Source organism: Serratia sp. Ag1 (genome assembly GCF_000743355.1).
Classification (GTDB): domain Bacteria; phylum Pseudomonadota; class Gammaproteobacteria; order Enterobacterales; family Enterobacteriaceae; genus Chania.
In genome coordinates this window covers 199,050-220,509 of record NZ_JQEI01000026.1, presented here as the reverse complement: position 1 = coordinate 220,509, position 21,460 = coordinate 199,050, and the positions used below count along the sequence as shown (strand labels likewise).

Genomic DNA, 21,460 nt, shown 5'->3' with positions numbered 1-21,460 from the left:
AAAAACTCTTATTTCACCTGACGCTTCTGATAATCACCCGCCGCTTTAACAAAACCAGCGAACAGCGGATGCCCATCACGCGGCGTCGAAGTAAACTCCGGGTGGAACTGACAAGCGACAAACCAAGGATGGTTAGGCAGCTCGATAATCTCAACCAGCTTGTTATCCGCAGAACGGCCAGCAACGCGTAAACCTGCCGCCTCGATCTGCTTCAACAGCATGTTGTTAACTTCATAACGGTGACGATGGCGCTCGATAATCGTTGGTTCACCGTACATCTGGCGCACCAGGCTGTTTTCCGTCAGGTGGCATTGCTGCCCGCCAACGCGCATCGTGCCGCCCAAATCACTTTCTTCACTGCGCACTTCAACGTTACCGTCTTCATCGCGCCATTCGGTGATTAGCGCCACCACCGGGTACTTACAATCTGGCACAAACTCGGTTGAGTTGGCATCTTTCATACCCACCACGTTACGGGCGAATTCAATCAGTGCCACCTGCATACCCAGGCAGATGCCCAGATAAGGAATGTTGTTTTCACGCGCGTATTGCGCGGTCATGACCTTACCTTCCACGCCACGATAGCCAAAGCCACCTGGGATCAAAATCGCATCCAGCCCTTTCAGGACATCAACACCGCGAGTTTCAACATCCTGCGAATCGATCAGCTTGATGTTGACGGTCAGACGGTTTTTCAGGCCACCGTGCTTCAGCGCTTCAATCACCGACTTATAAGCATCAGGCAGTTCGACATATTTGCCGACCATACCGATGGTCACTTCGCCGCCCGGATTGGCTTCTTCGTAAACCACCTGCTCCCATTCGGCCAGGTTAGCTTCCGGCGCATTCAGGCTGAATCGTTTACAAATATAGTCGTCCAGCCCCTGAGATTTCAATAGGCTTGGGATTTTATAAATAGAATCAATGTCTTTTAGCGAGATAACCGCTTTTTCCGGCACGTTACAGAACAAGGCAATTTTTGCGCGTTCGTTGGCTGGCACGGTGCGATCGGAACGGCAGATCAGCACATCCGGCTGAATACCGATGGAAAGCAGCTCTTTGACAGAATGCTGGGTCGGTTTGGTTTTCACTTCACCGGCTGCCGCCAGATACGGCACCAGCGTCAGATGCATGTACAGCGTGTGCTCGCGGCCCACTTCAACCGCCATCTGACGAATGGCTTCCAGGAACGGCAGGGATTCGATATCGCCGACGGTACCGCCAACCTCAACCAGCACCACATCGTGGCCTTCTGCGCCTTCGATGATGCGTTCTTTAATGGCATTGGTAATGTGCGGGATAACCTGTACGGTAGCGCCCAGATAGTCACCACGGCGCTCTTTACGCAGCACATCGGAATAGATTCGGCCAGTGGTGAAGTTGTTACGACGCGTCATTTTGGTGCGGATGAAGCGCTCGTAGTGACCCAGATCCAGATCGGTTTCTGCGCCGTCTTCGGTGACGAAAACTTCCCCATGCTGAATCGGGCTCATGGTGCCCGGATCCACGTTGATGTACGGGTCCAGTTTCATGATGGTAACGTTGAGGCCACGGGCTTCGAGAATAGCCGCCAAGGAGGCTGCGGCAATGCCTTTACCCAGAGAGGAAACGACCCCGCCGGTCACAAAAATATAATTAGTTGTCATGCTGAACCTGAGAGTTTAGGTTTAAAGACGATGGAAGAACCAGGACGGGAAAGTAGTATACCCGAACCTCTCTAGACCTACAAACGATCGTTTTGCCATCCATCATCTCTATCACCGCCGTGAGTTCATTCAGGTTTAGTCAGCTAGCGTCACTCTCTCTATCTTTTTAAAACAACAGGTTAGCTTGCAACCCTGTCGGTAAACTGCCTTCGCCGTAATAAAACACCTTACAATTCAGTTTGTTGACTTTTCTGCCACAGAATGCGCAGCTCAACAAGATAGGGCTGCGAGCTTAACCGTTTCAGCGAGCGCAAACCTTGTTGTCGATCAAACAAGTGATGCAGCTCAACGCCGAGATTCTGATTAATTTTCCTGCTGTTTCACTTGCTGCCAGGCTTCTTCCATCTGTTCCAACGTCGCCTGTTCCATCTTCAGGCCACGCTGCTGCACGATCTCTTCCACCTGGCGGAAACGGCGTTCAAACTTGCGGTTGGCGGCTTGCAGGGCATTTTCAGCCTTATGGCCAAGATGGCGGGAAAGATTAACCGTGGCAAACAGCAGGTCGCCAATCTCCTCTTCCAGCTTCTGCTCGTCAACCACCGCCTGCTGCGCTTCGTGCATCACTTCGTCGATCTCTTCATAGACCTTGTCCAGCACCGGCCCTAGCGTGTTCCAGTCAAAACCAACCGCCGCACAGCGTTTCTGGATTTTATGGGCTTTCATCAGCGCAGGCAAAGCATTCGGGATATCATCCAGCGCCGAATGCAGCGCTTTCTCGGCACGCTCCCCGGCCTTCAATTGCTCCCAACGGGCTGAAACCGCTTCACTATCAGCAGCATCGGCTTCACCAAAAATGTGTGGATGGCGGCGTTCCAGCTTGTCGCTGATGGCATTGCAGATCTGGTCAAAATCAAACAGCCCCTGCTCTTGCCCCATCTGGGCATAAAACACCACCTGGAACAGCAGATCCCCCAGCTCATCACGCAGCTCGGCGTAATCCTGGCGCTCAATGGCATCCAGCACTTCGTAAGTTTCTTCCAGCGTATAAGGCGCAATCGTCGCAAAAGTCTGTTGACGATCCCAAGGGCAACCGGACTGCGGATCGCGCAAGGTTTTCATGATGGTCAGCAGGCGTTGCAACGGGGTAGATTGGGTCATGAACAACTCTCTGAATAATCAAAGGCTCAGCACGCTGAGCCCTGAGGGGGGAAAATCACTTACCGTGCAAACGCTTGGCGTCAATCACATCCGGCAACTGGTTAAGTTTGGCCAACACGCGCCCCAGCACCTGCTGGTTGTAGATCTCGATGTCCATATCGATAGTGGCCAACTGCTTTTTGGTATCACTCCGGCTGGCGACACCCAACACGTTGACCTTTTCGTTCGCCAGAATAGTGGTGATATCACGCAGCAAACCACTGCGATCGTTCGCCATTACGCGCACCACCAGCGAGTAACCGCTGGAATAGCTCTCACCCCAAACGGCATCAACAATGCGTTCCGGCGCGTGGGATTGCAGATCGGCCAGTTGATCGCAATCCGCCCGGTGGATCGAAATCCCCCGCCCTTGCGTGATAAAGCCAATGATATCGTCACCCGGGATCGGCTGGCAGCAGCGTGCAATATGGTGCATCAGATTGCCGACGCCCTCTACCACCACGCGGCCATTGTCTTTGCTACGGGCTAAGGCAGGTGAGGCTTTCTGCTGCGTCAGCTGGCGCAGTGCCTGGCGATCCTGCTCTTCGGCACTTGGCTTGTTGAGCTTGCCTTGCAGGAAATTCACCATCTGATTTAGGCGAATATCCCCACCGCCAATCCCGGCCAGCACTTCATCCAGCGAATTGACGTTATAACGCGGGATCAGCAGCTTTTCGGCCTCTTTCAGGCTGATGCCCAGGTGCTCCAGTTCGTTGTCCAGCATCTGCCGCCCGGCCAGGATGTTTTTGTCACGATCCTGCTTGCGGAACCAGTTGTGGATCTTCGAACGCCCACGGCTAGTGGTGATATAGCCAAGGTTTGGATTCAGCCAATCGCGGCTGGGGTTGGGTTTTTTCTGGGTGATCACTTCAATCTGATCGCCCATCTGCAACTGGTAAGTAAATGGCACGATGCGGCCACCAATTTTGGCACCAATGCAACGGTGGCCGACATCGCTGTGAATATGGTAGGCAAAATCCAATGGCGTTGAGCCCGCAGGCAGGTCGATCACGTCACCTTTCGGGGTAAACACATAGACGCGATCGTCAAACACCTGGCTGCGCACTTCATCGAGCATTTCGCCCGAATCCGCCATCTCTTCCTGCCAGGCGATCAGCTTACGCAGCCAGGCAATCCGCTCTTCATAGCCAGAACGGGCGGTGACCACAGCACCTTCTTTGTACTTCCAGTGCGCAGCCACACCCAGTTCAGCGTCTTCATGCATCTGGCGGGTACGGATCTGGATTTCCAGCGTTTTACCGTGTGGCCCAAGCACCACGGTATGAATTGATTGATAGCCGTTGGGTTTCGGGTTGGCGACGTAATCGTCAAACTCATCCGGCAGATGGCGGAAATGGGTATGCACAATACCCAACGCTGCGTAGCAATCCTGCAAACGCTCCACCACCACGCGCACCGCACGTACATCAAACAGCTCATCAAACGCCAGCGATTTTTTCTGCATCTTGCGCCAGATGCTGTAGATATGTTTCGGGCGGCCATAAATGTCCGCCTTGACGCTTTCATCCTCCATCGCCTTACGCAACGCAGCAACAAAGTCATCAATAAAATGCTCACGGTCGATACGGCGCTCGTGCAGCAATTTGGCAATACGTTTGTATTCGTCCGGGTGCAGGTAGCGGAAGCAGAAATCCTCCAGCTCCCACTTCAGTTGGCCGATGCCCAGGCGGTTAGCCAACGGGGCATAGATGTTGAAGCACTCTTTGGCGGCCAACACGCGTTCATCTTCCGGCGCGTCTTTGACCTCACGCAGATGGGCTATCCGCTCCGCCAGTTTGATCACCACGCAGCGGAAATCTTCCACCATCGCCAGCAACATGCGGCGCACGTTATCAACCTGTTCGGAACTGTTCGAGTCGTTATGCGTGGCTTTCAGTTGGCGAATGGCGTCCATATCACGCACACCATGCACCAGCGAGGTAATACCGGGGCCAAAGGCTTCGGTCAGGGCATCTTCCGGCACAATACCAGCATCCACCAGCGGGAACAGCAACGCAGCGCGCATGCTGTCGTTGTCCATGCTGAGGGTCGAGAGGATTTCTACCATTTCCACGCCGCGCCACAGCAACAGCGGGGCGTCAGCATGGCTCTTGGTCTGCTGCTCGCAGTAGCGCCAGGTTGCGGCTAATCGCTCACATGACTGCGGGTTAAGTAGCCCCAGGCTGGCAATCCAATCATCAAGAGCGAATTCCCCCGCCGTATTCAGATGTGCACTTCTTACCGCAACCATACTTTCTCCCTACTTTGCAGCGACTCCAGGCGTTTGGATAAACAGCGCCATGGATTCAAGATGCCCCGTATGCGGAAACATATCTAACATCCGCACACGGGCAAGACGGTAACCGGCGTCCAGTAACACTTTACTGTCACGTGCCAGCGTCGTGGGGTTACAGGAAACATAAACCACCCGCTCTGGTGCCAGCTTTACAATGTGCGACATGACTCCAGCCGCACCAGCACGGGCAGGATCCAACATCACTTTATCAAACCCTTGTGCTGCCCAAGGCTGCCGCGCAACGTCATCCTCCAGATTCTCATGGAAAAAAGACAGATTACTCAGCAAATTCTTATGCGCATTATATTGCCCATTCGCTACCAGCGTGGCAACACCTTCGATGCCGACTACCGCTTTGGCACGCCGGGCCAGCGGTAAGGTGAAGTTACCCATCCCGCAGAATAGATCCAGTATGCGATCATTGGGCCCAATCTCCAGCCATTCAAGAGCCTGGGCCACCATTTGCTGATTTACCGCGTCGTTAACCTGAATAAAATCGCGTGGGCTGAACGTTAAGCTTAGCCCGTCAACCTGATAATACGGCACTTCACCGCACAGCTTTTCAAGCTTATCGCTGTCTGGAGCCAAATAAACCGTCACTTGCCTCTGTTGTGCAAACCTCTCTAGCGCTTGCCGATCGGTGGCTTTCAAGGCGGCCAAATGGCGCAACACCAGCAGCGGGCCGTTATCAGCCAGCACCAGTTCAGCGTGGCCCAGATGTTTGGCAACCTGCAAACCATTAAGGCATACCCGCAACGGTTCCAGCAGTTGCTCCAGCTCAGGGGCCAATACCGGGCACTGTTTCACCTCGATCAAATCAGCCGAAGCTGACTGATGAAACCCCATCAACAGTTTTTGCTGCTGCGGTTGCCACAACAACCCCAAACGGGCCCGCCGCCGATAACCGTACTCAGGCCCGGCGATCACCGGCTCCGACTGCGGCGTCACACCGGTTTCCCGGCTAATTATTCTTGTCAGCGCAGCCGCCTTGCTCTGCTGTTGCAACGCCACAGATGCATGCTGCTGCTGACACCCACCACAGCGACTAAAATGCGGGCAACGCGGCTCAACCCGTTGTGGGCTGTGGCTCAGCAGGCGTTTCAATGTGCCTTTGGCATACTGGCGTTTCTCTTCCACCAGTTGAATTTCCGCCTGTTCCCCTGGTAATACACCCGGGATAAAAACCGCTTTACCCTCATGATGTGCCACTCCCTGGCCGAACGGATCGAGGTCCGTTACCGTTATAGTCAATATTTGTCGTGCTGGGCGGGTCGTCATGCGGCGCTTGGGGGAGTAGAATTGAGCCATAATTGTCGATTGAGTGTTGGTTCACTAAGCTAGGATTAACTCAATTCTCCCACATTGGATGCCCATGACCAAATACAGCCTGCGTGCACGCATGATGATACTGATTTTGGCACCGACGTTACTGATCGGTTTGTTGCTCAGTACCTTCTTTGTGGTTCACCGCTACAACGAGTTGCAGGAACAGTTAGTTGATTCTGGTGCCAGTATCATCGAACCCCTGGCGGTTGCCAGCGAATACGGTATGACTTTCCGTAGCCGTGAATCGGTCAGGCAGTTGGTTAGCCTGCTGCATCGCCGCCACTCGGACATTGTGCGTGCGATAACCGTGTTTGATGCGCAAAACAATCTCTTCGTCACTTCCAATTATCATCACAATTACAACAAACTGCAGTTGCCACAAGATGTGCCATTGCCGACAGAACTGATGTTGACCCGGCGTGGCGATTCGCTGATCCTGCGTACCCCAATCCTGTCAGAAAACCCCTATCCAGACGACAGTAGCGGCAACGAAACCCATGCCGATAACCGGCTTGGCTATGTGGCGATCGAGCTGGATCTAAAATCGGTACGCTTGCAGCAATACAAAGAAGTGTTCGTCTCCACCATGCTGTTGCTGCTGTGTATGTGTATCGCGGTCCTGTTCGCCTACCGCCTGATGCGTGACGTAACCGGCCCGATCCGCAATATGGTCAATACCGTCGACCGGATCCGCCGGGGCCAGCTCGACAGCCGGGTAGAAGGCTTTATGCTCGGCGAACTGCATATGCTGAAAAACGGCATTAACTCCATGGCAATGTCGCTGACCGCCTATCACGAGGAAATGCAGCAGAATATCGATCAGGCCACCTCCGATCTGCGCGAAACGCTGGAGCAGATGGAGATCCAGAACGTTGAACTGGATCTGGCCAAAAAGCGTGCTCAGGAAGCCGCGCGTATCAAGTCTGAATTCCTGGCCAATATGTCCCATGAATTGCGTACACCGTTGAACGGTGTCATCGGCTTTACCCGCCAGATGCTGAAAACCACACTGAGCGGTACGCAGAAAGATTATCTGCAAACCATTGAACGTTCGGCAAATAATCTGCTGACCATCATCAACGACGTGCTGGACTTCTCGAAACTGGAAGCGGGTAAACTGATACTGGAGCACATCCCGTTCTCGCTGCGTGAAACCCTGGATGAAGTGATCGTGCTGCTCGCCCCCAGCGCCCACGAAAAAGGGCTGGAGCTGACGCTGGATGTGCAGAACGATGTGCCGGAACAGGTGATTGGCGATTCGCTGCGCCTGCAACAGGTGATCACCAACTTGCTGGGTAATGCCGTCAAATTCACCGAGACCGGCAATATCGATATCCGCGTCGAACTGCGTAATCAGTTGGAACGGCAGGTGGAATTGGAAGTACAGATCCACGATACCGGCATCGGCATTTCTGAAAAACAGCAATCGCAACTGTTCCAGGCATTCCGCCAGGCGGATGCCAGCATTTCTCGCCGCCACGGCGGCACCGGCCTGGGCCTGGTGATCACCCAGAAACTGGTGAAAGAAATGGGGGGGGATATCAGCTTCTACAGCCAGGTCAATCGGGGTTCAACCTTCTGGTTCAACATTACGCTCGATCTGAATGAGGGCATGCTGTCGCTGCCGCCAAGCCTGCCGGATCTGCGTGGCAAAACCCTGGCTTATATCGAAGCCAACCCGGCTGCCGCTCAGGCGACAATCGCGATGCTGAGCGTCACCCAACTGATCGTCACCCATTCGCCAACGCTGGGGAAATTGCCCACAAACGATTACGACTTCTTGCTGCTCGGCGTCCCGATCCCCTATCACGACAGCGTTCCTCAGCATCGGGACAAACTGCTTGAGGCGCTGAAAGTGACCAGCCGGGTGATCCTTGCCTTGCCAAGCCAAGCGCAGGTTGATGCCGAAGAGATGAAAAAACTCGGTGCCATGGGTTGCCTGATTAAACCTATCACCAGCCATCGTCTGTATCCGCTGTTGCGCATGGAAAGCCAATACACAGCGGTAACACCACCAGTGCGCAAACGTCTGCCGTTGACAGTGATGGCCGTGGACGATAATCCCGCCAACCTGAAACTGATTGGCACCTTGCTGGCGGAGCAGGTAGAAAAAACGCTGCTGTGCGGCAGCGGTGAAGAAGCGATCGCGCTGGCGCGCGACAACGTGCTGGATATGATCCTGATGGACATCCAGATGCCGAATGTCGATGGTATTCGTGCCGGTGAGCTGATCCGCCAGATGCCACATCACAACTCCACGCCGATCGTCGCGGTCACGGCTCATGCGATCAGCGGCGAACGCGAGTATCTGTTGCAGGCAGGCATGGACGACTATCTGGCTAAACCGATCGATGAGGCCATGCTGACGCAGGTATTGGCCCGTTATCACACCCACGAAGTCATACAAGAGGCGGTGGTTCCGCGCAATGTAACAGAACATCCCTTGTCGTTAGACTGGCAATTGGCCCTACGTCAGGCGGCCAATAAAGAAGATTTGGCCCGCGATCTGTTGCAGATGCTGGTGGAGTTTCTGCCCGAAGTCAGTGAACGGATAAAAGCGCTGCTGGAAGGCAAGCCCGACGATAATATTCTCGATCTGATCCACAAACTGCACGGCAGTTGCAGTTACAGCGGCGTACCGCGCCTCAAGCAGTTGTGTTACTACATTGAGCAGCAGTTGCGACAGGGGGTCAACAGCCTCGATTTAGAACCCGAATGGCTGGAATTACTGGATGAGATAGAACTGGTGAATACCGAAGTACGGTTCTATCTGGAATAACGTTGCGCCCCTTTCTAGCGGAAAGGGGCGAAGCAATTTACTGTTGGCCGAGTTTGAGAACCGCAGCAATATTGCGCGCCGTCATACGCACGTTTTCCCCGGCATCAGCCAATGCTTCTTCCAGCGTACAGATGCGATACAGCACGCTGAACACCGCATCAACACCGTGCTGATGCACCACGCTGACGTCTGAACTCAGGCTACCGGCAATGCCAATCACTGGCTTGTGATAGCGCTTGGCCACCCTGGCCACACCGATCGGCACTTTGCCATTGATGCTTTGGCTATCGAGCCGCCCTTCACCAGTGATCACTAACGTCGCATCACGCACCAGAGCATCCAGCCCCAACGCATCCGTGACGATCTCAATCCCCTGCCGCAGCTCCGCCCGGCAGAAGGCCAATAACGCCGCCCCCATTCCCCCGGCAGCCCCCGCTCCCGCGACCTGCTCAACATCGATATCTAACCAGTATTTGATCATTTGAGCATAATGTTGCAGAGCGAGATCGAGCTGTTCAACCATCTGCGGCGTAGCGCCTTTCTGCGGGCCAAAAATCGCCGACGCCCCGTTGTTACCGGTCAGTGGATTGGTAACATCACAGGCAATCTCAAATTTGCACTGCTGGATACGTGGATCCAGCTCGCTGATATCAATACTCGCCAGGCGGGCCAAGGCTGCGCCACCAAAGCCAAGCTCTTCCCCCTGGTTATCCAGCAATCGGGCCCCCAATGCCTGAACCATGCCCGCACCGCCATCGTTAGTGGCACTGCCGCCGATGCCGATAATGCAATGCTGAACGCCCTGATCCAGCGCACAGCGAATCAGTTCACCGGTACCGTAAGAGGTGGTTTTCAGCGGGTTACGCCGTTGCCCCGGCACTAACTCCAGCCCACTGGCCGCCGCCATTTCGATAAAAGCGCACTGCCCATCACCGGACAGACCAAAAAAGGCCATTACTTTTTCACCCAGTGGCCCGGTGACTTCCACGTCAATTTTGCGGCCCGAAGTGGCGGCAACCATCACCTCCACCGTTCCCTCGCCTCCGTCTGCCATTGGCAGCTTCAGGTAGTCAGCCTGTGGGAAAATCTCCCGAAATCCGGCTTCAATACACGAGGCCACTTCAAGTGCTGAAAGGCTTTCTTTGTATGAGTCCGGCGCAATCACTATTTTCATAAGCTGTAAGTTCCCTGGCGCCCCAAGCCAGTAAGGGCCGAGACATGCGGCCCATCTGGCTTCACGGACGCAACCTCTGGTGCCCTAGCGGGTGACTTCTGTTTTGGCTAATTTCTCGTAATAACACGCCAGCGCACTGTGATCGGCATTGCCAAGGCCATCGGCACGCAGCGCCTGCATCATTTCCATCACTGCAGCAGTCAGCGGCAACTGGGCACCCACGCTATGTGAAGTATCCAGCGCATTGGCCAGATCTTTAATGTGCAGATCAATGCGGAAACCCGGTTTGAAATTGCGATCCATCACCATCGGCGCTTTGGCCTCTAATACCGTACTGCCCGCCAACCCGCCACGGATCGCCTGATACACCAGATCCGGATCCACTCCGGCTTTGGTTGCCAGCACCAGCGCTTCGGACATCGCTGCAATATTCAGCGCCACAATCACCTGGTTCGCCAGCTTGGTCACGTTACCGGCACCAATATCACCGGTATGCACCACCGAGCCAGCCATGGTTTTCATCACTTCAAAACAGCGATCGAACACCTCTTTATCGCCACCAACCATCACCGACAACGTGGCATCTATCGCCTTGGGTTCGCCACCGCTCACCGGGGCATCGAGCATGGCAATCTGTTTAGCGGCCAGCGCAGCGCTGATTTCACGACTTGCCAGCGGAGCGATGGAGCTCATGTCGATCAGCACCGTGCCCGCTTTGGCCCCCTCAATAATGCCATTTTCCCCCAGCGCGACCTCCCGTACCTGTGGGGAATTCGGCAGCATGGTGATCACGATATCGCTTTGTGCTGCCACGGCTTTCGGAGTAGCGACCACATCGGCCCCCAGCTCGACCAGTTCGGCCACCACGTCGGTATTACGATCCATCACCACCAGTGAATAACCCGCTTTCAGCAGGTTTTTGCTCATGGGCTTGCCCATAATGCCCAAGCCAATAAATCCGATTTTCATCCTCATTCCCCTTATTTACCGCTGTGTTTAAAACGATCGCACAAGGCCTGCGTGGCACTGCGAAAAACACCGAGATCGCTGCCAACCGCCACAAAGCGTGCTCCCCACTCCAGATAACGGCGAGCATCGGCCTCAGCCGGTGCCAGAATGCCGCTAGCTTTACCCTGTGCGCTGGCACGCTGGAAAATATGGCGGATCACCGCCTGCACTTCCGGGTGATTCGGCTGGCCGAGATACCCCATCGCAGCAGACAGATCCCCCGGCCCGACAAAAATGCCGTCAACCCCTGGCACTGCAGCAATGGCATCCAGGTTATCCACCCCCAGTTGGCTTTCGATCTGTACCAGCACGGTAATCTGATCGTTAATCTGGGCAAAATAATCGGCTACGGTGCCGTAACCGTTGCTACGGTGTGAAACCGATACGCCACGGATACCGGCTGGTGGATAGCGGGTCGAGGCTACCGCCTGCCGTGCCTGTTCGGCACTTTCCACAAACGGGATCAGGAAGTTGTAAAAACCGATATCCAGCAAGCGCTTGATAATAATGGGTTCGTTGCACGGTGGGCGCACCACTGCAGCACTGTGGCTGCCTTTCAGCGCCATCAGTTGCGGCACAAAAGTACCAATATCATTCGGCGCATGTTCGCCATCCAGCACCAGCCAGTCGAAACCGGCCAACCCCAACACTTCAGTGGAAATTGGGTTAGCCAGTGCCGACCAACAGCCGATCAGGGTTTCCCCCGCAAGCAGCGACTGGCGAAAACGGTTGTGGCAGCTATTCATGGTGTTTCCTCTGTTCAAAAAATCATTAACGAACCAGACACGGGCGTTTGTTATCAAAGGTCCAGCCAGGGATCAGGTACTGCATGCCCTGCGCATCATCGCGTGCCCCCAGCCCGTGTTTTTTATACAGCTCATGGCCTTGCATCAGCCGATCGTGATCCAGTTCGATCCCCAACCCTGGCCGTTGCGGAACCGCCACCCGTCCCCCCACGATCTGCAACGGTTCGCGCGTCAGGCGCTGGTTGCCTTCCTGCCAGATCCAGTGCGTGTCGATCGCCGCGATGTTGCCCGGCGCCGCTGCGGCCACCTGAGTGAACATCGCCAAAGAAATATCGAAGTGGTTATTGGAATGTGAACCCCAGGTCAAGCCGAACTCGTGGCACATTTGTGCCACCCGCACCGAACCTTGCATAGTCCAGAAGTGGGGATCGGCCAATGGGATGTCTACCGATTGCAATTGCAGCGTGTGGCTCATCTGCCGCCAGTCGGTGGCGATCATATTGGTGGCGGTGGGCAACCCGGTAGCACGGCGGAACTCCGCCATCACTTCCCGGCCAGAGAACCCTTGTTCAGCGCCGCAAGGATCTTCGGCATAGGCCAGCACATGACGCAGCTGTTTGCCAAGAGCGATCGCTTCCTGCAGCGACCAGGCCCCGTTAGGGTCGAGGGTAATACGCGCCTGCGGGAAACGCTGTGCCAGCGCGGTGACCGCTTCCGCTTCTTCACTGCCCGCCAGCACGCCGCCTTTCAGTTTGAAATCGTTGAAACCATATTTCTCGTAAGCCGCTTCAGCCAAACGCACAATGCCTGATGGCGTCAGCGCTTCTTCATGGCGCAGGCGATACCAGTCACAGGCTTCATCGGGTTGGCTCTGGTAAGGCAACGGGGTTTTGTTACGATCGCCGATGTAAAACAGATAGCCGAGCATTTCAACCGAATCGCGCTGCTGCCCGTCACCCAACAGGGCGGCTACCGGCACATTGAGGAACTGGCCCAGCAGATCCAGCATCGCCGCCTCAATCCCAGTCACCACGTGAATGGTGGTACGCAGATCGAAAGTCTGTAGGCCGCGCCCGGTTGCATCACGATCGGCAAAACGCTGGCGCACTGCATTCATCACGTTTTTGTATTCGCCGAGGGTTTTACCCACCACCAGCGGCTGCGCCTCTTCGAGCGTCTGGCGGATTTTCTCACCGCCAGGAATTTCGCCTAACCCGGTGTTACCGGCGTTATCCTGCAAGATCACAATATTGCGGGTGAAGAACGGCGCATGGGCACCGCTGAGGTTAAGCAGCATGCTGTCATGACCGGCAACCGGCACGATCCGCATCGAGGTAATTTTGGGTGCCATATTCATCGTCCATTCCTCATCATGGGTTTCAATTCAATACGTTTGATCTCGCCGACGATAAACAGGTAGCTGGCCACCGCCAGGAACGCATGAATACCGACATAAATCAGCGCACCGTTGAATGATCCGGTGGTGCCGATGATGTAGCCGATCGCAATTGGCGTAACGATGCCGGAAATATTGCCGAACATATTGAACAGGCCACCGCTCAAGCCGCTGATTTCTTTTGGTGCGGTATCAGCCATGACTGCCCAACCTAAAGCCCCCAACCCTTTACCGAAGAACGCGGCGGCCATAATCCCCACCACCATCCACTCGGTATCGACGTAGTTGCAGAAAATCATCGACATCGATAACAGCATGCCCAGCACAATCGGGGTCTTACGGGCAAAGGTCAGCGACTGGGTACGACGCATCAGGTAATCGGAAATCACGCCGCCAAGTACCCCCCCGATAAAGCCACAGATTGCCGGGACCGAAGCGACAAAACCGGCCTTGAGGATCGACATCCCCCGCGCCTGCACCAGATACACCGGGAACCAGGTGATAAAAAAGTAGGTCATGGCATTGATGCAGTATTGGCCGATATACACACCAACCATCATGCGCGACTGCAAGAGCTGCTTGATCTGGAACCACTTCTCGCCTTTGATCTGCTGCTGCTTTTTCTGCTTCTGATCCATGTTGATCAAGGCCCCACCGGCTTCGATGTAATCCAGTTCGGCCTGATTGATGCTGGGGTGATCTTTAGGATCGTGCAGCACTTTGAGCCAGATAAAGCTCAGGATGATGCCCAACCCCCCCATGAAGAAGAAAACGTGTGACCAGCCAACCGCGTGCGTTAACCAGCCCATGATCGGGGCGAAAATCACCGTGGCAAAGTATTGTGCAGAGTTGAAGATCGCTACCGCGGTTCCACGTTCATGGGCAGGAAACCAGGCAGCCACGATCCGGCTGTTGCCCGGAAAGGAAGGGGCTTCTGCCAGGCCAACCAGGAAGCGCAACGCGAACAGTGCTATGACAATGCCAAAGCCGCTGAAAATATCGACGAAGCCTTGCAGCAAGGTAAACAGCGACCAGATAAAGATGCTCCAGAAATACACCCGCTTTGAACCGAAGCGATCCAGCAACCAGCCACCGGGGATCTGCCCGATAACATAGGCCCAGGAAAACGCCGAGAAGATATAGCCCATCCCAACCGGATCGAGGCCAATATCCTGAGCCATCGAAGTACCAGCAATCGACAGCGTGGCGCGATCGCCATAGTTGAATGAAGTGACAATAAACAACATCACCACAATCCAATAACGCTTATTCGTTCTTTTTATTGCACTGCTCGCAGTGCTGATTGTAGACATGGTGCTCTCCTGAATACTCTCAGAATGAAATGGTTTAATTAATTGCGGCCTGTTTGAGCACTTCGATTAATATCATTACGGCAGCGGCAATTTTAAGCGCAATAAATTCTGCTGGTATAAAAGTATAGAGATCGCACCATGCGGGCTCATCAGGCAATGCCCTAATAATTTAGATAATATCCGGGCTAATTTGTGGCATCTGCCCAAAATGACGTTGACTGGCTCACGGAATCATACAAGCGCCACCGTCGCGTGAACCACTTCACAGCCGACTGGACCAATGCCAAAGAATCGTGCTCAGAAACGACGGAATATAGGTCATCTGCATAGTGTCTGGCATGTCGGTGAACGTTATAATTTTTCACGAGCAAAGCTTTCGATTATGACTTACGGCACAAAATATAGACCCGATACTTTTCAGGTTACCGTTTTGACGATATTGGGGATAACACGTCAGGATATGTGAGGTTGCAATGTCCGAAGTTAATCGTATTAAAGAACCACCATTATATATAAAAGTTCATCCGCAAGATAACGTCGCTATTGTGGTCAATAATAATGGCTTGGCTAAAGGGGAAATATTCCCCTGTGGGCTGACATTATTGGAACATATTCCGCAAGGGCACAAAGTGGCACTGCAGAATATCCCCGAGGGTGGCGAGATCCTGCGCTACGGCGAGGTGATCGGCTTTGCTCTGCGAGATATTGCCTGTGGCAGTTGGATTGATGAATCGCTGGTATTGCTGCCATCGGCCCCCGATTTGGCCAGCCTGCCACTCGCCAACCATGTGCCACCGGCATTACCCCCTTTGGAAGGCTACACCTTCGAGGGTTATCGCAACCCAGATGGCAGCGTTGGCAGTAAAAATCTGCTGGGTATTACCACGAGCGTGCATTGCGTGGCCGGTGTGGTTGACTATGTGGTGAAAATCATTGAGCGTGATCTGCTGGCAAAATACCCCAACGTTGATGGTGTGGTAGGTCTGAATCATCTGTATGGCTGTGGCGTCGCCATCAATGCACCTGCAGCGGTGGTGCCAATCCGCACCATCCACAACTTGGCACTCAACCCTAATTTTGGTGGCGAAGTGATGGTGGTGGGCCTGGGTTGCGAAAAACTGCAGCCGGAACGCCTGCTGCTGGGCACTGAAGACGTACAGCCGATCTCACTGGATGAAAACCATATCGTTCGTCTGCAGGATGAGAAGCATGTTGGTTTTCAGGCGATGGTGGCCGATATCCTGCGCGTTGCCGAACAGCACTTGCAACGACTGAACCGCCGTCAACGGGAAACCGTACCCGCCTCAGAACTGGTGGTGGGTATGCAATGCGGAGGCAGCGATGCGTTTTCCGGGGTGACGGCCAACCCAGCGGTAGGCTTTGCCTCCGATCTGCTGGTTCGCTGTGGTGCCACCGTGATGTTCTCAGAAGTGACCGAGGTACGCGATGCGGTTCATCTGTTAACGCCACGGGTAGCCGATGAGCAGGTTGGCAAGCGCTTACTGGAGGAGATGGCCTGGTACGATGATTACCTCAGCAATGGCCAAACCGATCGCAGCGCCAACCCTTCGCCGGGCAACAAAAAAGGCGGCTTGGCCAACGTAGTGGAAAAAGCGCTAGGTTCTATTGCCAAGTCCGGCAGCAGTGCGATTGTCGAAGTGCTGTCTCCCGGCCAGCGCCCCAGCAAACGTGGCCTGATTTATGCCGCAACCCCCGCCAGCGACTTTGTTTGCGGCACCCAACAGTTAGCCTCTGGCATCACGGTGCAAGTGTTCACAACTGGCCGGGGAACCCCCTACGGTTTAACTGCCGTGCCGGTCATCAAGATGGCTACTCGTAGCGCACTGGCCGAACGCTGGCACGATCTGATCGATATCAACGCAGGCACCATTGCTACCGGCGAAGCGACCATTGAGCAGGTAGGTTGGGAACTGTTTGAACTGATTCTGGCTATCGCCAGCGGCCGGAAGAAAACCTGGTCGGATCAATGGGGGCTGTACAACGCCTTAGCGGTATTTAATCCCGCTCCAGTGACCTGAAATCTACCCCGTAGTTGGGCATTGCTCAACTGCGGGGCACAGCTAGTTCTCATTAAGCTGCAAACCCACGTACAACAGCAAGCGTGCATCAAAATTGGCCAGGTTCAGCCCGGTCAGTTCTGAAATGCGGTTCAGACGATATTCCAACGTATTCCGGTGAATATAGAGCGCTTTGGCCGTCGCGATAGGTTGCACATTGTTCAGGAACCAGGCATTGAGCGTGCGCAACAGCAGACCATTACTGTCCATGGCCTTCAGGCGCTCCAGTGGCCGCGCTAATTCATCAGCCAGCCAACCGCTGCGCAGGCTACCTAACAGCACCGGTAACATCAGATCCTGATAGTAATAGGCGCGTTGCCCCGGCATGCGCCGCTTGCCAACCGTCATGGTGGTATGTGCCGTGTGGTAAGAGCGCATCAGGCCACCCGGGCCGCTGAAATAGTTACCCAGCGCAATCCGCACGCGCAAGCGGCTGCTTTCATTCATGCGTGACAGCAAGCTTTCCACCCGCCGCCGATGGTGCTCTTCATCCCATTGCCCATGGCTATTCAGCGCCGGTTTCAGCACCACCATTTCGTTGAGAGAAACAATGGCGATCAGATTGTCCCGCTCCGGCAGCGTCAGCAAAGCCTGCAACTGCTGCAATTCATCCATGGCGCTGTCGACCCCCAGTTGACCACTGTCAACCTCGACTACCGCAGCAACACGCGGCTGGTTGGGATCAATACCCAACCGGTTAGCCCACTCCATCAGGGCGGGGGACAGCTCCTCTGTGCGAATCAGATTGAGCACCAGCTCTTCGCGAAAGCGGCTGTCCTGCGCCAGCATCCCCGTCAAGCGGGCCTGTTCCAGCATCATCTCTGCGGCCATGCAGACCAGTTCACCATACTGACGCAACTGTGCCGGATTACCGGTCAGGCCGATAACCCCGACAATTTTACCGTTGATACGCAATGGCAAATTGATCCCAGGGCGAACACCGTGCAGATAGCGCGCCACGGCATCATCAATATCCACCACTCGGGCTTGCGATAACGCCAGCAATGCCCCTTCATGCAGTTCCCCCAAACGCTCATGATCGCCGCTGCCAATGATCCGGCCACGGGCATCCATCACGTTGACGTTGCTGTCGATAATTTTCATGGTGCGAGTAACAATTTCCTTGGCTAGCTTGGCATTAAGATGATATTCCGCCATGGCTCCTTGCTCCTGCTGGATGCTATATAACCACTAGCATACCGACGCCCTCCCCCCCGTACATTGTGCATATGCACAAATACGTTTTCAGCCGGTGGTTAATTGTGTTGACGTTCACAATTTAGCCACATAAAAAAAGGCACGCCGTAGCGTGCCCTGTGTGGTAATGAGAAAGCCTTACTGCATCAGCAGATACAGCGTTGAGTCACCACGTTGGATGTTCAGCGCCAGCACCGTCGGTTTGCTGTCGAGAATCTTACGCAATTCGCCCAGGTTCTCGACCGGTTGCTGGTTCACGCCCAGGATCAGGTCACCTTTCTTCAAGCCAACGCGCGCGGCTGCACTGCCAGCCTTCACGTTGTCCACTTTCACCCCTTTATGAGTGCCGGTGGCGTTACTCAGCTCAGCACCTTCGATGCCAGTATAAATATTGCCGGATTCCACCTGAGCCTGGCTGCTTTGTTCCAGCGTCACGTCAACGATCAACGGTTTGCCATCACGGATCAGGCCCAGCGACATTTTGGTGCCAATTGGCAGTGTGCCGATTTCTGCACGGAACGAAGCAAAGCTGGAAATCGCTTTACCGTTCAGGGTGACGATCACGTCACCGGCCTTGATACCGGCTTTTTCAGCCGAAGACTTCGGCATAACCTGGCTGATGAACGCCCCGCGCTGGGCATCAACCTTCATCGCCTGCGCCAGTTCGGAGTTCAGTTCAGTCCCCATGATCCCCAGTTCGCCGCGCTTCACCTGGCCGAACTCCACCATTTGCGCCGTCAGGTTTTTCACCATGTTACTTGGGATGGCAAAACCGATACCGATGTTACCGCCGTCCGGAGCCAGAATCGCGGTGTTGATACCGATCAGTTCACCGTTCAGGTTCACCAGCGCACCGCCGGAGTTACCCCGGTTAATCGCTGCATCAGTCTGGATAAAGTTTTCGTAGTTTTCGATATTCAAACCGCTACGTCCCAGAGCCGAAACGATCCCCGAAGTGACGGTTTCACCCAGGCCATACGGGTTGCCGATCGCCACGGTGTAATCACCCACACGCAGTTGTTCGGAATCCGCCATTTTGATAGCCGTCAGGTTTTTAGCTTCTTTCAACTGGATCAACGCAATATCCGAACGCGGATCTTTACCGATCATTTTGGCTTCAAAACGGCGGCCATCGCTCAGCTGCACCTGGATCTTGCTGGCATTGTCCACCACGTGGTTATTGGTAACCACATAGCCTTTAGCAGCATCGATAATCACACCAGAACCCAGCGCTTTAAAGGTTTCTTGAGCCCCTTTCCCCCCTGGGCCTGCTTGGCCACCCTGGCACATCGGTGACCCCTGGAACGGTGAGCCGTCCTGGCAGAACGGTGAGTCGTCACCAAAGAACTGCTGGAACTGCTGAGGCATTCCCTGTTGTGCACTGACCGGCGCACTACCTTCAACATTGATACTCACTACGGAAGGCATGACTTTTTCCAGCATCGGGGCCAAACTCGGCAATTGTTGCATGCTGGTTGATGCAGATACACTTTCTGCAGCAGTGGCGGTCGTTACCGGCCCTAAAGTCAAACCAATACTGAATGCCAAGGCGCTTAAAACGAGTGCGGTTTTTTTCATCTGTGTGTCTCTTATAAAAGTCGTTCAACAAGTACTGCGAATTTGTGCTTATTAAGAGCGTATTAAAACATTGAAGTTCCGAACCTGGCCGTTGGCTAATAGTAAACAAATATTGTCTGTCTTTACAAAACTCGAAGTAACCTCTCGAACTGGCCATGACAACGGTAAAATAGATATTTGTCGGCCAGCTAATTATTCTGCCGCCATTAAACGACGGTATTCATCATAAGCATAAAGATCGGTCATACCACTGATATAATCCTGCAATAACCGGGCGCGGAAATAATATTCTCTGATCGCCTGTTGCTCAGCAGAAAGATGCTGCAGCCCTTCAACGGCTTCCATGTAGGCCAACCGGTGTTTGGTGGAAAGTTTGTGGAACAGCCGCGTTTCGATCGGGAATGCGCGGTGGCTGTCATCACGCACCAACTGGCTGAAATCCGCCAGCGGCATTGCCAATAATGGGCTGTAAATATCCAGCAGGCCGCTGATCACCCGATAGCCCTGCAGTTCAAGCTGTTCCACCTCTGGGTGATTGAACACATGCTTGAAAGCGACGTTTTTAAATATTTCCAATAACTTATAAACCGGGCCGGAATCTTCTAACAGCGCACCATTAAAATGGCCGTGAAAAACCGCGTCCAGATTATCAATAAATCGCTGGGCGGCATGTGGCACCAAACGCGCCACGGTGAATACCCGCAGGTACATGAAGAATTGATCTTCCGAACTTCGGCGTGCACCGCCGCGATCAATTTTACGGAATGCGCTGGCAACCGTTTTATCAAACATATCGCCAGGAACCACCTCGCCCCACTCCTGCGTTAAATGTTGATACAATTGCTCGACGGTGAATATGTTTTTTTCAACCGCATCTTCCAGGTCAGCAACGCAATAAGAAATATCATCAGCGGCTTCCATAATATAAGTGAGAGGAAAGCGATCGAACTCCCCCATATTCAATTCGCGCCGTAGACGATCGACAAAAGCCTCTTCCGCCAGATAAAAACCCGGCTTTTTCATCAGGTAACTGTGGCTGGCCGGGATGTCGCTCGCCCAATAGGCTGGGCGGGTATATTTCAGGATGCAGCCAACCTGGGCATAGGTCAGGTTCAACTTCAGCAAGGTGTATACCAGCCGGATCGCCTGAGCATTGCCTTCGAAGTGGCTGAGATCCTGGCGGATGCGGCTGCGCAGCCGATTCAGATCGTTCTGCCCTTCGCGCAGACGCAGCACCCCCACCTGGCAGCTTTCATGGCTGCTCGGTTCGCTGCCACAGTTGGCCGGATCGAGGCGTTGGCGGAACCAGTCATTAATCGCCGATTCGCCAAAATGGCCAAAGGGTGGATTGCCGATGTCATGCATCAGGCAGGCCATTTCCACAATGCTTTCAAACGGATCGAGCAGTTTACTCAGGCCGAGCGTATCAATACGCTGTTCCTGCTTGAAACGGTTGAGGATCTCTTTGGCAATATGCCGCCCCACCTGCTGCACTTCCATCGAATGGGTCAGGCGGCTACGCACCGCCGCATTGCGCTCCAGCGGAAACACCTGCGTTTTTTGCTGCAAACGGCGGATCGCCGCCGAATTGACGATACGCCCACGATCGCTCTCAAACTGCCGGACGATATCGTACTCTTCTTCGGCTTCAATCGGCTTGCTGAATGGCCGTTGGAAACTGATCTTCTGCTTAAAGTCGATCCCGGACATCTCGTTTCTCCCACCA

14 protein-coding genes are annotated in these 21,460 nt (G+C 54.3%); 2 read left to right on the top strand and 12 right to left on the bottom strand.

The features are described 5' to 3' along the window. Positions 1-8: 8 nt before the first annotated feature. The 4 genes from pyrG to rlmD form a co-directional block, all read right to left on the bottom strand. Entirely contained in the window at positions 9-1,646 is a 1,638-nt protein-coding gene (pyrG, locus tag IV04_RS17015; RefSeq protein ID WP_037401886.1) for a glutamine hydrolyzing CTP synthase, read from the bottom strand. 363 nt (positions 1,647-2,009) lie between these two features. Next, positions 2,010-2,804 (bottom strand): nucleoside triphosphate pyrophosphohydrolase, encoded by a 795-nt coding sequence (mazG, locus tag IV04_RS17010; protein WP_037401883.1) that lies wholly within the window; start codon positions 2,802-2,804, stop codon positions 2,010-2,012. Between the two features lie 55 nt (positions 2,805-2,859). After that, positions 2,860-5,094 (bottom strand): GTP diphosphokinase, encoded by a 2,235-nt coding sequence (gene relA, locus IV04_RS17005; protein ID WP_037401880.1) that lies wholly within the window; start codon positions 5,092-5,094, stop codon positions 2,860-2,862. A 9-nt stretch (positions 5,095-5,103) separates the two neighbouring features. Beyond that, positions 5,104-6,447, bottom strand: a complete 1,344-nt coding sequence (gene rlmD, locus IV04_RS17000) for a 23S rRNA (uracil(1939)-C(5))-methyltransferase RlmD (RefSeq protein ID WP_037401877.1) — start codon at positions 6,445-6,447, stop codon at positions 5,104-5,106. Between the two features lie 64 nt (positions 6,448-6,511). Here rlmD and barA point away from each other — a divergent pair, with 64 nt between their 5' ends. After that, a complete protein-coding gene (gene barA, locus IV04_RS16995) occupies positions 6,512-9,244 on the top strand; it encodes a two-component sensor histidine kinase BarA (protein WP_037401874.1) in 2,733 nt (910 codons plus the stop codon). A 37-nt stretch (positions 9,245-9,281) separates the two neighbouring features. On the opposite strand, the gene IV04_RS16990 is transcribed toward barA, so the two are convergent. The 5 genes from IV04_RS16990 to IV04_RS16970 all read right to left on the bottom strand — a co-directional run bounded on the left by IV04_RS16990 (position 9,282) and on the right by IV04_RS16970 (position 14,881). Further along, positions 9,282-10,418 (bottom strand): glycerate kinase, encoded by a 1,137-nt coding sequence (locus tag IV04_RS16990; protein ID WP_037401871.1) that lies wholly within the window; start codon positions 10,416-10,418, stop codon positions 9,282-9,284. Positions 10,419-10,502: 84 nt separating this feature from the next. Next, positions 10,503-11,393, bottom strand: coding sequence for a 2-hydroxy-3-oxopropionate reductase (gene garR, locus IV04_RS16985; protein WP_152562905.1), 891 nt, complete (start codon positions 11,391-11,393; stop codon positions 10,503-10,505). A gap of 5 nt (positions 11,394-11,398) precedes the next feature. Next, positions 11,399-12,172: a 2-dehydro-3-deoxyglucarate aldolase gene (gene garL, locus IV04_RS16980; protein WP_037401865.1), complete on the bottom strand. Its 774-nt coding sequence runs from the start codon at positions 12,170-12,172 to the stop codon at positions 11,399-11,401. 25 nt (positions 12,173-12,197) lie between these two features. Continuing rightward, on the bottom strand, positions 12,198-13,529 hold the full coding sequence (gene gudD, locus IV04_RS16975) for a glucarate dehydratase (RefSeq protein WP_037401863.1): 1,332 nt from the start codon (positions 13,527-13,529) through the stop codon (positions 12,198-12,200). Then, positions 13,526-14,881 (bottom strand): MFS transporter, encoded by a 1,356-nt coding sequence (locus IV04_RS16970; RefSeq protein WP_037401861.1) that lies wholly within the window; start codon positions 14,879-14,881, stop codon positions 13,526-13,528. Before IV04_RS16970 ends, gudD begins: the two co-directional genes overlap by 4 nt. 473 nt (positions 14,882-15,354) lie before the next feature. On the opposite strand from IV04_RS16970, the gene garD reads away from it, so the two are divergent. Continuing rightward, a complete protein-coding gene (garD, locus tag IV04_RS16965) occupies positions 15,355-16,920 on the top strand; it encodes a galactarate dehydratase (protein ID WP_037401860.1) in 1,566 nt (521 codons plus the stop codon). Positions 16,921-16,962: 42 nt separating this feature from the next. Here garD and IV04_RS16960 read toward each other — a convergent pair whose 3' ends face one another. The 3 genes from IV04_RS16960 to dgt form a co-directional block, all read right to left on the bottom strand. Beyond that, positions 16,963-18,117, bottom strand: coding sequence for a CdaR family transcriptional regulator (locus tag IV04_RS16960; protein ID WP_037401857.1), 1,155 nt, complete (start codon positions 18,115-18,117; stop codon positions 16,963-16,965). 177 nt (positions 18,118-18,294) lie between these two features. After that, the gene (gene degP / locus IV04_RS16955) at positions 18,295-19,734 is read right to left on the bottom strand and encodes a serine endoprotease DegP (protein WP_037401854.1); all 1,440 of its coding nucleotides are present in this window, start codon (positions 19,732-19,734) and stop codon (positions 18,295-18,297) included. 192 nt (positions 19,735-19,926) lie between these two features. Further along, on the bottom strand, positions 19,927-21,444 hold the full coding sequence (gene dgt / locus IV04_RS16950) for a dGTPase (protein ID WP_037401851.1): 1,518 nt from the start codon (positions 21,442-21,444) through the stop codon (positions 19,927-19,929). Positions 21,445-21,460: the final 16 nt, after the last annotated feature.

Bases quoted from the DNA above. Each gene is read 5' to 3' on its own strand.
- garR (WP_152562905.1), bottom strand. From the start codon at position 11,393: ATGAGGATGAAAATCGGATTTATTGGCTTGGGCATTATGGGCAAGCCC.
- garL (WP_037401865.1), bottom strand. From the start codon at position 12,172: ATGAATAGCTGCCACAACCGTTTTCGCCAGTCGCTGCTTGCGGGGGAA.
- garD (WP_037401860.1), top strand. From the start codon at position 15,355: ATGTCCGAAGTTAATCGTATTAAAGAACCACCATTATATATAAAAGTT.
- pyrG (WP_037401886.1), bottom strand. From the start codon at position 1,646: ATGACAACTAATTATATTTTTGTGACCGGCGGGGTCGTTTCCTCTCTG.
- degP (WP_037401854.1), bottom strand. From the start codon at position 19,734: ATGAAAAAAACCGCACTCGTTTTAAGCGCCTTGGCATTCAGTATTGGT.
- rlmD (WP_037401877.1), bottom strand. From the start codon at position 6,447: ATGGCTCAATTCTACTCCCCCAAGCGCCGCATGACGACCCGCCCAGCA.
- IV04_RS16990 (WP_037401871.1), bottom strand. From the start codon at position 10,418: ATGAAAATAGTGATTGCGCCGGACTCATACAAAGAAAGCCTTTCAGCA.
- gudD (WP_037401863.1), bottom strand. From the start codon at position 13,529: ATGAATATGGCACCCAAAATTACCTCGATGCGGATCGTGCCGGTTGCC.
- barA (WP_037401874.1), top strand. From the start codon at position 6,512: ATGACCAAATACAGCCTGCGTGCACGCATGATGATACTGATTTTGGCA.
- relA (WP_037401880.1), bottom strand. From the start codon at position 5,094: ATGGTTGCGGTAAGAAGTGCACATCTGAATACGGCGGGGGAATTCGCT.
- dgt (WP_037401851.1), bottom strand. From the start codon at position 21,444: ATGTCCGGGATCGACTTTAAGCAGAAGATCAGTTTCCAACGGCCATTC.
- IV04_RS16960 (WP_037401857.1), bottom strand. From the start codon at position 18,117: ATGGCGGAATATCATCTTAATGCCAAGCTAGCCAAGGAAATTGTTACT.
- mazG (WP_037401883.1), bottom strand. From the start codon at position 2,804: ATGACCCAATCTACCCCGTTGCAACGCCTGCTGACCATCATGAAAACC.
- IV04_RS16970 (WP_037401861.1), bottom strand. From the start codon at position 14,881: ATGTCTACAATCAGCACTGCGAGCAGTGCAATAAAAAGAACGAATAAG.